The following is a 1,605-nucleotide window of genomic DNA, read 5'->3' on the forward strand; positions in this document are numbered from 1 at the left end:
GGATGGAGAGCGGGTGGACGATCAATCTGACAGGAGCGCCGCCTGATGGTCATACACCAGATTTGACAATAACTCGTAACCCTTCTCACGTTTTCGGAACATGCGTTCAAGCATGGGAAGGCCGGTATCCAGGTAGTCGTAAACGGTCACTTCCTGCTTGTCATTGGCCTCTCTGTGAATCCTACCGACATACTGCGACAGCGTTCCTTTCCACGCGATGGGTAAGGCAAGAAAAAGCGTGTCTAACCGTGGCAAGTCGAAACCTTCACCAATATATTTTCCTGTTGCAACGATAACCTGTGCATCAGATAGTTGTGCTTCTGCAGCCCGGCGTTCTTTGATACGCATGCCACCACGGAGCACGACTGATGATATGGACTCGGACGTCAACATCGACGCCAACGTTTCGGCATGTTCTCGGCGCTCCGTCAGCAGCAAACAGTTAGCCTGATTGTGCACACAGCGCACAACGTCCTGAATAATCTCTTGATTCCGTGACGTGCTCTCGACAAGCCAACGATAAACTGACGCGACATGAGGACGCTCTCCTGGCGCAACGAGTTCCTGCGGTGGCGTTTCATGGCGCTCGCGAACAATCACGCGTTGGACAAATCTGGAACCGCGTTCCGGCTGGACTTTATGGCGAACCGGTCCCGCTACCATAAACATGATTTTCTGATGTCCATCTTGGCGGTCAGGCGTCGCTGTCAGGCCTACGATGTATTTGGCACTGACTTGGTTAAGCAGCATCTCGTAACGGGGCGCGGAGATATGGTGGCATTCGTCGATGATGATCTGCCCATACTCCTGGACCAGGCTCAGTACTGTATTATCTTTCTTGTTGATCAGGCTTTGATAGGTCGCCACGTCGATCTGGCCGGTGGGTTTCTTTTTGCCGCCACCGATCACGCCCACGGAGGCGCCATCAATGAACGTTCCCAGGCGTTCCTTCCATTGATCAAGCAACTGACGACTGTGTGTGAGGACCAGGGTGTTGACCTGTCGCTTGGCAATAATCCCCATTGCTGTCACGGTCTTTCCAAAGGCGGTGGGCGCGTGGAGTATCCCCGTGGCGTGGTCTGTTAGGGCGTTTACAGCGTTTCTTTGATCCTTACGCAGGGTGGCTTTGAGGTTGATACCGTCCAGTGATTGACCGCGAACCCTGCGATCATCAATGTCTATCGCTATATCCAACGCCACAAACAACGTTTGCAACTCATCAAAACAGCCTCGGGGTATGGATAGGTACCCCTGTTCAATTCGAGCACACGAGATGTAGCGGGGAATCCCGTGGGTGGAGAAGCGCAGTGCCTGGGTTTTGAAAAACACCGGATTGGCAAAGCTGGCCATGCGCTTTATTTGCGCCGCTAATGGTCCTGGTAGGTCTGACAGCCGCATGTAGATGTGATCTGCCAGAATGAGCGTGATCCGCTCTGGACAGTCTGGAATCGTCCTGTCTTCGCCCGGCAATGCATGCTCCCACGGCGCCGGGGCTTCTACCGTGTCAATACGGTCAGGCTCACTACCAACTACTAATCCGAAATAAAGTAGCCGAACATTAGTCGGAGATATAAGCCAGTTCGGGGTGCTGAAAAAATGACTTCA

General features: G+C 53.1%; 1 protein-coding gene. It reads right to left on the reverse strand.

Annotated elements, in window-relative coordinates:
• Positions 1–21 precede the first annotated feature (21 nt).
• Positions 22–1,470: a DEAD/DEAH box helicase family protein gene (locus tag AC1RQI_RS16815; RefSeq protein ID WP_481905764.1), complete on the reverse strand. Its 1,449-nt coding sequence runs from the start codon at positions 1,468–1,470 to the stop codon at positions 22–24.
• Positions 1,471–1,605 lie beyond the last annotated feature (135 nt).

It is taken from the genome of Salicola sp. AFF1, assembly GCF_056783195.1.